Origin of the sequence: Prevotella sp. AM42-24 (assembly GCF_003461825.1) — a bacterium.
Classification (GTDB): Bacteria; Bacteroidota; Bacteroidia; order Bacteroidales; family Bacteroidaceae; genus Prevotella; species Prevotella hominis.
Genome location: NZ_QTXV01000084.1, coordinates 1 through 10534 on the forward strand (window position 1 = coordinate 1; position 10534 = coordinate 10534).

4 protein-coding genes are annotated in these 10534 nt (G+C 45.4%); all 4 read left to right on the forward strand.

The window, feature by feature from the left end:
• On the forward strand, positions 1-441 hold a 441-nt coding region (locus tag DW917_RS15210), incomplete at its 5' end, for a PD-(D/E)XK nuclease family transposase (RefSeq protein WP_199545578.1).
• Positions 442-785: 344 nt separating this feature from the next.
• Positions 786-4157: an alpha-amylase family glycosyl hydrolase gene (locus DW917_RS15215; protein WP_118120077.1), complete on the forward strand. Its 3372-nt coding sequence runs from the start codon at positions 786-788 to the stop codon at positions 4155-4157.
• Positions 4158-4381: 224 nt separating this feature from the next.
• On the forward strand, positions 4382-7738 hold the full coding sequence (locus DW917_RS15220; protein WP_118120080.1) for an alpha-amylase family glycosyl hydrolase: 3357 nt from the start codon (positions 4382-4384) through the stop codon (positions 7736-7738).
• Between the two features lie 219 nt (positions 7739-7957).
• Positions 7958-10534: alpha-amylase family glycosyl hydrolase (locus DW917_RS15225; protein ID WP_118120082.1), on the forward strand; the 2577-nt coding region annotated here is incomplete at its 3' end.

Consider the following 10534-nt stretch of genomic DNA (forward strand, 5'->3'; position numbering starts at 1 on the left):
TTCAAGTATGTTGAGATAGCAAAGTTCAATAAGACAGAGGAGGAGCTTGACACGCTTTATGAAAAGTGGTTGTATGTATTGAAAAACCTTTCCCGATTGGATAAACGTCCTGCTGCCTTGAAAGAGAAAGTGTTTACTAAACTCTTTGAGGAGGCCGAGATTGCGAAGTTCACCCCAACAGAGTTGAAAGAATATGAGGATAGTTTGAAGGCTTACCGTGATGTCAAAAACTCTATAGATACGGCTTTGGAAAAGGGTCGTGAGGAAGGAATGGCGGAAGGAATGGCTAAAGGAATGGAAAAAGGAATGGCGAAAGGAATGGAAAAAGAAAAGCTATCCACAGCTCGCCGCCTTCTTTCAATGGGTCTTTCTGAAGAGCAAGTATCAACGGCCACCGAGCTTCCACTGGAGGTAATCCAGAAATTGAGGGAACAAGCCTGAACTGGCTGAACTTTCAGAAAATCATATAAAAGGTATTCCTAACTTTGAAGTAAGGAAAGCGCTTAAAGAATTACTTTAAGCATTTTTTCGGTTTAAATACTACACCTCTCTTAAACCATTACTTCATGGTCTAAGAGAGGTTTTTAATTATGCAAACTTTTGAGAGGAAATCTTTGAAAGATTTTGTGCAAACGATTGTGCAATCATATTTCGCGTTCTGGTGCAATCGATTGCATATAAAAAGTGGGGGGTAAGTGCTTGTTTATTTGCTGCTTACACCTATTATTATTATATTTGCACACAAATGATAAATAACTAAATATCTTAACTTAACATCACAATTTATGAGAAGGTTTACTAAGAAGCTTTGGGCAGCTTTACTGCTCCTTCTCGTCTCTATGCAGTCGGTAGCGACCGATGTCTTTACATCGAATCGTACGGACTTCCGAGACGAAAGTATCTACTTCATGATGACTACGCGTTTTTATGATGGTGATACTGGTAACAACGTGCTCTGCTGGGATAACCAGTCAGAGCAGATCAAAACAAAAGACCCTTGCTGGCGAGGCGACTTCCAGGGTGTCATCGACAAACTCGACTACATCAAGGCATTGGGTTTCACTGCCATCTGGATTACACCAGTAGTGCAGAACGCATCCGGTTATGACTACCATGGTTATCATGCTATGGATTTCCAGCATGTTGACTGCCGTTATCAGAGCAGCGATGGTAGCAAGGACGGTGACGCCATGTTCCAGGAACTCATTGACAAGGCTCACGAAAAGGGTATCAAGATTATCCTCGACATCGTGCTCAACCACACCGGTAACTTCGGTGAGCAGACACTCTGCAAGGAGTTTGACCGTAATACCGACTTGGAAACTCAGGCACTCATCAATGCTTGTATGATTCCTAACGAGGAGAAGTTGGGTTCCGACTACCTTACAAGTGTCCCTTATGAGCAGTATCAGCGTCGTCTTGGCTTGTTGAAGAATGTTCGTGGTAAGAACGAGGATGTTCACAACTATTGGCACCACTTTGGTGACTTCAACTGGGATTATCCTAACCGCTGGTGGGCTCAGATTGCAGGCGACTGCGTTGACCTGAACACCGAGAACGACTACGTAGCAGACTATCTCGTAAAGTGCTACGGCAGCTTCATCAAGATGGGTGTCGATGGTTTCCGTATCGATACATCCGGTCATATCTCACGTTTGACATTCTGCAAGCAGTTCATTCCTCAGTTTACAGCTCTTGGTAAGCAGTATGAGGACAAGCGATTGAACAAGGCTCCATTCTTCATGTATGGTGAGGTTTGCGCCCGTTACAGTGATGTCACATACCGTGGTCAGGATAACCTCTCTTGCTATTATTACACATGGCAGGCTCCAAAGGACTTGCTCGACAAATGGGATGGCAGCCAGTCTTACTGGGATACACAGGTACTCTTTGATAAAGCCAATGGCGGTACAGGTGTGGATGACCATCAGATGGCTCTCTGTGAGTCAGACAATGCCCCAACACCAACAAGCGACAATACCTTTATGGTGAATGGTAAGTGGCATGAGCCAGACTATTCTCAGGCAAGCGGTTTCCATGTGATCGACTTCCCATTGCACTACAACTTCGGTAATGCTGCCGCCGCATACGGTTTGGCAAAGTCAGGTGACAAGAGATATAATGACGCTACTTATAATGTAGTATATGTAGATAGCCACGACTACGGTCCTCAGCAAACCAACGACCAATTCCGTTTCTCTGGTGATGATGCTCAGTGGGCAGAGAATCTCTCTCTGATGTTTACCTTCCGTGGTATTCCATGTCTCTATTATGGTTCTGAGGTTGGTTTCCGTCGCGGTGCTCCGATTGACAGAGGTCCTCACGGTCCTCTTTCAGAAACTGGTCGTGCTTACTTCGGTGGTTACCTCACTGGTGATGTAGAAGCATCTGATTTCGGTGACTACAAGGCAACAGGTAATGTGGCTGCAACATTGAATCATGATGTAGCTCAGCACCTCATCCGTCTGAACAAGATTCGTCAGGCTGTTCCTGCTCTCCGTAAGGGTCAGTGGACCGACGATGGTTGTACTCCTGCCAAGGGCGGTATCGCCTTCAAGCGTGCTTATAAGAATGACAGCTATGCACTCGTAGCCATCAATGGTGGTGCAACATTCACAGATTGCCCTGATGGTACTTATACCGACTTGGTAACAGGTAAGACATACACTGGTTCTACTATCACCGTTGAAGCTCCTGCTACTCAGGGTCAGCTCCGTGTTCTCGTGAAGGACTGGAAGGGTGGCAAGGTAGGTGAGGATGGTCCTTTCATCTATGATGAGACTCCTAAGTCTAAGTCAGAGGCTGATCAGGCTTATGATGGTCATGAGGAAGATGGTACAACATGGGTTGAGCCACAGACTAATGAGTTTGGTTTGAAGTTCTCTCAGAATGGTGGTACTTTCCGCACCAATACTGTTACTGTAGAGGTAAGCCTTAGCGGTAAGGCAACTTCTGGTTGGTTCCAGGTAGAAGGTAAGGACAAGGTAGAGTTGGCTCCTGGCGAGACCAAGACATTCACTATCGGTGAAGACATGAACTTCAAGCAGAGCAAGACTGTAACATGGTATGCTAAGAACGACAAGAGTGAGAAGAATGGTTCTGTATCCTTCACCAAGGTGGATCCTAACGCATCTATCACCGTATATGTAAAGGCAGACAATGCTCCAACTATCTATGCTTGGGTTCCTGGTACTCCAAAAAAGGAGTTGACAGGTGCATGGCACGGTCAGACCATGGATGGTCCTGAAGAGATTGGTGGTGTCAACTACTGGTACAAGACTTTCGATGGAGTAGAGAGCTTCAATGTGGTTCTGAATAATGGTAATGACAAGCAGTCAAGTGACATCACTGGTATTACAGGCGATATCTACTTGGAATACGATGGTGGTTCAAATGTCAAGACGCTTGATGCTCCTGTCAACACAACAGCCAAGGTTACTTTGAGTCCTAATGGTGGTGACTTCGAGAAGACTATTTCTGTAACAGCAACCCTCAGCGACAATGCCAAGAGCGGTTGGTATAAGATTGGCGATGGCGAGCAGGTGGCTCTTACTCCTGGTAAGCCAGTTACCTTCACTCTCGGTGCTGACATGATGGAAGGCGAGAGCAAGACTGTAACTTGGAGCGCAACTAATGCAGAGGATAAGGCTAAGACTGGTACTGCTACCTTCAACAAGAAGGCAGAGGTGGTTATTCCTACACCAACAGGTATCTTCGCTTACTTCCTCGCTCCTTCAGGCTGGAGTCAGGTTAACTGCTGGGCTTGGAATGGTACAGACAACTTTACTGGTGGTAACTGGCCAGGTGTAGCATGTACCAAGACAGACATTAAGAAGAATGGTCTGGATGTCTGGATGTGGAAGTATGATGGCGATTTGACAACTGCTCCTACTATGATCATCTTCAACAACGGCGGTGGTCAGCAGACAAAGGATTTGAAATTCGAAAACGGTGCAGTTTATAACCTTGCCGGTAAGACCAACGAGACTATCACAACAGGCATCAACCAGGTAGGTAGCAAGAAGGCTCCTGCTAAGTTGAAGATTTACTCTATCAACGGTCAGAAGGTAGCTGAGGTAGGCAGCATGGCAGATGCTGAGTACATCCTCGCTCCTGGTGTCTATGTTTGCGGCGGTAAGAAGTACGTCATTAAGTAATAAATCTCTTTTCTCTTTTAGATACGCAAGTTTTCAGATGAAAACTTGCGTATTTTTTTTCGTATAATCGTTTGTGTTTGTTTATTTTACTTATTGATGCAATCGATTGCACGGAAAAATGAACAGAAGTTGCTTTATTTATTTGTTATCATCATTTATTATGATTAAATTTGTAATTGGAATAAAATTTAACTAAATATCTTAACTTAATTCAAAAATTTTTTATGAGAAAGTTCAAGAAGAAGCTCTTTGCAGCGATGCTGCTGCTTCTTGCCTCGTCTAATGCGATGGCGACGGATGTCTTCACATCTAATCGTACAGACTTCCGAGACGAAAGTATCTATTTCATGATCACCACCCGTTTCTACGATGGTGATCCAAGTAACGATGTGCTCTGCTGGGACAACCAGGAAGCACAGATGAGTACCAAGGACCCTTGTTGGCGAGGTGACTTCCAGGGTGTCATCGACAAGCTCGACTACATCAAGGCGTTAGGTTTCACTGCCATCTGGATTACTCCTGTCGTACAGAATGCATCCGGTTATGACTACCACGGCTATCATGCTTCGGATTTCTCCAAGGTTGATTGCCGTTATCAGAGTGGTGACGGCAAAAAGAGTGGTGACGTGATGTTCCAGGAACTCATCGACAAGGCTCACGAAAAGGGTATCAAGATTATCCTCGATATCGTGCTCAACCACTCCGGTAACTTCGGTGAGGAGCATTTTTGCAAGGAGTTCGACCGTGATACCCGTCTTCGTAATCAGGCAGACATCAATGCTTGTATGATTCCTAATCCAGAAACATTAGGTAGTGACTATCCAAGTCTTTTGCCTGCGGCACAGTATCAGCGTCGTCTTGCCCTGATGAAGAATACCGATGGTCAGAATCATGATCCACATAACTACTGGCACCATTTCGGTAACTTCAACTGGGATGAGCCAAACCGCTGGTGGGCTCAGATTGCTGGTGACTGTGTGGACCTCAATACTGAGAATAATACAGTGGCTGAATATCTTATCAACTGCTATGGCAATTTCATCAAGATGGGTGTCGATGGTTTCCGTATTGATACATCCGGTCACATCTCACGTCTTACCTTCTGCAAGCAGTTCATTCCTCAGTTTGCTGCCCTCGGTAAGCAGCATGAGAACAAGCGATTGAACAAGGCTCCATTCTTCATGTATGGTGAGGTTTGTTCCCGTTACAGTCGTGTGCAGTACCGTGGTCAGGACAACCTTTCACCTTATTATTATACATGGCAGGCTCCACAGAACTTGATGGATCAGTTTGATGGCAGCCAGTCATACTGGGACACTCAGGAAATCTATGACAGAGGTACAGGTTATGATGATAAGCTGATGCCTCTCTGCGAGAAAGATAAAGCGAATTCTCCAGAAAGCAACAATACCTTTATGCTGAATGGCGCATGGCATGAGCCAGACTATTCTCAGTCAAGCGGTTTCAATGTGATCGACTTCCCATTGCACTACAACTTCGGTAATGCTGCCACCGCATACCGTTTGGCTAAGACTGGTGATATGAAATATAATGACGCTACCTATAATGTGGTATATGTTGACAGTCACGACTATGGTCCTGGGTCAGGGTCTCGTTTTGGCGGCTCAGACGCTCAGTGGGCAGAGAATCTCTCTCTGATGTTCACCTTCCGTGGAATCCCATGTCTCTATTATGGTTCTGAGGTAGGTTTCCGTCGCGATGTTGTGATTGACAGAGGTCCTAATGGTCCTCTTTCTGAAACGGGTCGTGCTTACTTCGGTGGATATATCACAGGTGATGTAGATGCATCAGACTTCGGTGAATACAAGGCTTCTGGTAATGTGGCTGCCTCATTGAATCATGATGTTGCTCAGCACCTCATCCGTCTGAACAAGATTCGTCAGGCTGTTCCTGCTCTCCGTAAGGGTCAGTGGACTGACGATGGTTGTACTCCTGCCAAGGGTGGTATCGCCTTCAAGCGTGCTTATAAGGACAGTTATGCACTCGTAGCCCTCAATGGTGGTGCTACTTTCACAGATTGCCCAGCTGGTACTTATACAGACTTGGTAACAGGCAAGACTTACACAGGTTCTACTATCACCGTTGATGCTCCTAATAATCAGGGTCAGGTTCGCGTACTCGTGAAAGACTGGAAGGGTGGCAAGCTCATTGATGATGGTGCTTTCATCTACGAAACTGCTGCTCAGCATAAGGGTGGTCAGACCTATGATGGTAATGAAGAGGCTGGTACAACTTGGGTTGACGAGGCTCCTCTTCCGCCTGTAAGCGTTTCTCTTTCTCCAGCTGGCGGAAATTTCCGCACCAATACGGTAACTGTTACCGCTGAGGCCTCAGAAGATGCTACGTCTGCTTGGTATCAGATAGAGGGACAGGACAAGGTAGATTTGACCCCTGGTAAGCCTGTTACCTTCACTATCGGTGAAGACATGAACTTCAAGGACACCAAGACAGTGACTTGGAGTGTAACAAGCTCTGAAGGCAAGGAGAAGACTGGTAAGGTAACATATACTAAGGTTGATCCTAACGCATCTATCGTGGTCATGGTGAAGGCTGATAAGGCTCCTTACATCTACGCTTGGACAACAGGTGCTGACGAAAAGAAGTTGACAGGTGCATGGCCTGGTAAGGTAATGAACGGTCCTGAGGAGATTGATGGTGCTAAATACTGGACTTATGATTTCGATAACGTTGAGAGCTTCAATGTAATATTGAATAATGGTAGCGGTGATCAGTCTGGTAACATCACTGGTATTACAAGTGATACCTACTTGGAATATGACGGTCGTAAAAGTGCCAAGAAGATTTCTGCTCCAGCAAATTTGACAACTGCTGCTAAGGTGGCTTTCAGCCCTAACGGTGGTGACTTCCAGAAGACTGTTTCCGTAACAGCAACATTGAGCAGCAATGCCAAGAGCGGTTGGTATAAGATTGGCGATGGCGAGCAGGTAGCTCTTACTCCTGGTAAGGCTGCTACATTCACTCTCGGTGAAGATATGCAGGAAGGCGAAAGCAAGACTGTATCTTGGAGTGCAACTAATGCTGATGGTACAACCAAGACAGGTTCTTCAACCTTCAACAAGATTAAAGAGGTAGTTATTCCTACTCCAACAGGTATCTTCGCTTACTTCCTCGCTCCTTCAGATTGGAATCAGGTAGATTGCTGGGCTTGGAATGGTACAGACAACTTTACTGGTGGTAACTGGCCAGGTGTAAGCTGTACCAAGACTAACATGAAGAAGAATGGTTTGAATGTCTGGATGTGGAAGTATGATGGCGATTTGACAACTGCTCCTACTATGATCATCTTCAACAACGGCGGTGGTCAGCAGACAAAGGATTTGAAATTCGAAAATGGTGCAGTTTATAACCTTGCCGGTAAGACCAATGAGTCTGTCTCAACAGGCATCAACCAGGTAGGTAGCAAGAAGGCTCCTGCTAAGTTGAAGATTTACTCTATCAACGGTCAGAAGGTAGCTGAGGTAGGTAGCATGGCAGATGCTGAGTACATCCTCGCTCCTGGTGTATATGTTTGCGGCGGTAAGAAGTACGTCATTAAATAATCATCTGATACTCTTTTTGAATACGCAAGTTTTCGGCAGAAAACTTGCGTATTTTTTTATGCAATCGTTTGCATGTGTTTATTTTACTTTCAGATGCAATCGTTTGCACACAAAAAAGAGTGGGTTGGGCTTTGTTTCTTTGTTAATACCATATATTTTGGTTAAATTTGCAAATAGAATAATTTTTAACTAAATATCTTAACTTAATTCAAAAAATTTATGAGAAAGTTCAAGAAGAAGCTTTTTGCAGCGATGCTGCTGCTTCTTGCCTCGTCTAATGCGATGGCGACGGATGTCTTCACGGCTAATCGTACAGATTTCCGAGATGAAAGTATTTACTTCATGATGACTACTCGTTTCTACGATGGTGATCCAAGTAACAATGTGCTCTGCTGGGATAACCAGGAAGCGCAGAAGAGTACCAAGGACCCTTGTTGGCGAGGTGACTTCCAGGGTGTGATCGACAAGCTCGACTACATCAAGGCGCTTGGTTTCACTGCCATTTGGATTACTCCTGTCGTACAGAATGCGTCTGGTTATGACTACCACGGCTATCATGCTTCGGATTTCTCCAAGGTAGATTGCCGTTATCAGAGTGGTGATGGCAAAAAGAGTGGTGACGTGATGTTCCAGGAACTCATTGACAAGGCTCACGCCAAGGGTATCAAGATTATCCTCGATATCGTGCTCAACCACACCGGTAACTTCGGTGAGGAGCATTTTTGCAAGGAGTTCGACCGTGATACTCGTCTTCGTAACCAGGCAGACATCAATGCTTGTATGATTCCTAATTTGGAAACATTGGGTAGTGACTATCCAGGTCTTCAGCCTGGTTATCAGTATCAGCGTCGTCTTGCCATGATGAAGAATACCGATGGTCAGAATCATGATACTCATAACTACTGGCACCATTTCGGTAACTTCAACTGGGACTTGCCTAATCGTTGGTGGGCTCAGATTGCAGGTGACTGTGTGGACCTCAATACTGAGAATAATACAGTGGCTGATTATCTTGTCAAATGCTATGGCAACTTTATCAAGATGGGTGTCGATGGTTTCCGTATTGATACATCCGGTCACATCTCGCGTCTTACCTTCTGCAAGCAGTTCATTCCTCAGTTTGCTGCCCTCGGTAAGAAGTACGAGGACAAGCGATTGAACAAGGCTCCATTTTTCATGTATGGTGAGGTTTGTGCCCGTTTCGGTAGTGTGCAGTACCGTGGTCAGGACAACCTTTCACCTTATTATTATACATGGAAGGCTCCAAAGGATCTGATGGATGGCTTTGATGGCAGCCAGTCATACTGGGATACTCAGGAAATTTATGATAGTGGTACAGGTTATGATGCTAAGCTGATGCCTCTCTGCGAGAAGGATAATGCGGATTCTCCTGAAAGCAACAATACCTTTATGCTGAATGGTGCATGGCATGAGCCAGACTATTCTCAGTCAAGCGGTTTCAATGTAATCGACTTCCCATTGCACTACAACTTCTCTAATGCAGGAAGTGCATACGGCTTGGCTAAGTCTGGTGATATGAAATACAATGATGCTACTTTCAATGTGGTATATGTAGATAGTCATGACTACGGTCCTCAGCCAAGTGATGGTATCCGTTTCTCTGGTAGTGATGCTCAGTGGGCTGAGAATCTCTCTCTGATGTTTACCTTCCGTGGAATCCCATGTCTCTATTATGGTTCTGAGGTAGGTTTCCGTCGTGGTTCTGTGATTGACAAAGGTCCTAATGGTCCTCTTTCTAACACCGGTCGTGCTTACTTCGGTGGTTATATCACAGGTGATGTAGAAGCATCAGACTTCGGTGAATACAAGGCTTCTGGTAACGTGGATGCTACATTGAATCATGATTTGGCTCAGCACCTCATTCGTCTGAACAAGATTCGTCAGGCAGTTCCTGCTCTCCGTAAGGGTCAGTGGACAGATGAGGGTTGTGCTGCTAACGGCGGTATCGCCTTCAAGCGTGCTTACAAGGATAGTTATGCACTTGTAGCCCTCAATGGTGGTGCTACCTTCACAGATTGCCCAGCTGGTACTTATACAGACTTGGTAACAGGCAAGACTTACACAGGTTCTACTATCACCGTTGATGCTCCTAAGAATCAGGGCCAGGTTCGCGTTCTTGTGAAAGACTGGAAGGGTGGCAAGCTCATTGATGATGGTGCTTTCATCTACGAAACAGCTGCTCAGCATAAGGGTGGTCAGACCTATGATGGCAATGAAGAGGCTGGTACAACTTGGGTTGACGCGACTCCTCTTCAGCCTGTAAGCGTTTCTCTTTCTCCAGCTGGTGGTAGTTTCCGTACCAATACGGTAACTGTTACCGCAACACTCTCAGAAGACGCTGCGTCTGGTTGGTACCAGATTGAGGGACAGGATAAGGTAGATTTGACTCCTGGTCAGGCTGCCACCTTCACTATTGGCGAAGGTATGAACTTCAAGGATACTAAGACTGTGACTTGGAGTGCTACAAGCACTGAAGGCAAGGAGAAGACAGAAAAGGTTACTTATACCAAGGTTGATCCTAACGCATCTATCGTGGTCATGGTGAAGGCTGATAAGGCTCCTTACATCTACGCTTGGACAACAGGTGCTGACGAAAAGAAGTTGACAGGTGCATGGCCTGGTAAGGTAATGAACGGTCCTGAGGAGATTGATGGTGCTAAATACTGGACTTATGATGTCGATAACGTTGAGAGCTTCAATATAGTATTGAATAATGGTAGCGGTTCTCAGTCTGGTGACATCACTGGTATTACAGGCGATATCTACTTGGAATAC

Excerpts from the sequence above, each read along its gene's own strand:
- DW917_RS15215 (WP_118120077.1), top strand. The coding sequence starts at position 786 with ATGAGAAGGTTTACTAAGAAGCTTTGGGCAGCTTTACTGCTCCTTCTC.
- DW917_RS15220 (WP_118120080.1), top strand. The coding sequence starts at position 4,382 with ATGAGAAAGTTCAAGAAGAAGCTCTTTGCAGCGATGCTGCTGCTTCTT.